Below are 493 nucleotides of genomic sequence, written 5' to 3'. Positions count from 1 at the left end.
GTGGGCTATGGCGCTGTCTGGCGCTTCCTCGCCCGCGAGGGGCTCACCTTCAAAAAAAAGTCTCCGCGCCGCCGAGCAGCATAGGCCCGACGTCGCGCGCCGACGCGAACGCTGGCGCCGTTACCAGGGCCGCATCGATCCGAAGCGCCTGGTCTTCATCGACGAGACCTCGGCCAAGACGAACATGACCCGCACCCACGGCCGTGCCCCACGCGGCCAGCGCCTCGTAGCCCGGGTCCCGCATGGCCACTGGAAGACGATGACCTTCCTCGCCGCGCTCCGCTCGGACCGCATCGACGCGCCCTGCGTCATCGACGGCCCGATCAACGGCGCCCTCTTCCTCGCCTGGGTCCAGCAGTTCCTCGTCCCCACGCTCAAGCCCGGCGACGTCGTCGTCCTCGACAACCTCGGCAGCCACAAGGGCATCCCGGTGCGACGTGCCATCCGTGCCGCCGGCGCTCACCTCCTCTTCCTGCCTCCATAACGCCCCGAC

At 69.4% G+C, this 493-nt stretch carries 1 pseudogene; it reads left to right on the top strand.

The annotated features are described in order from the left end of the window. A pseudogene (locus J3P36_RS16065) lies at positions 1 to 478 on the top strand (IS630 family transposase); the annotation flags it as partial. Between the last annotated feature and the right edge of the window lie 15 nt (positions 479 to 493).

The sequence above is a fragment of the Naasia sp. SYSU D00057 genome, from assembly GCF_017916505.1.
Taxonomy (GTDB): Bacteria; Actinomycetota; Actinomycetes; order Actinomycetales; family Microbacteriaceae; genus Naasia.
The sequence above is the reverse complement of the archived record's forward strand: the minus strand, read 5'-3'. Positions and strand labels throughout refer to the sequence as shown.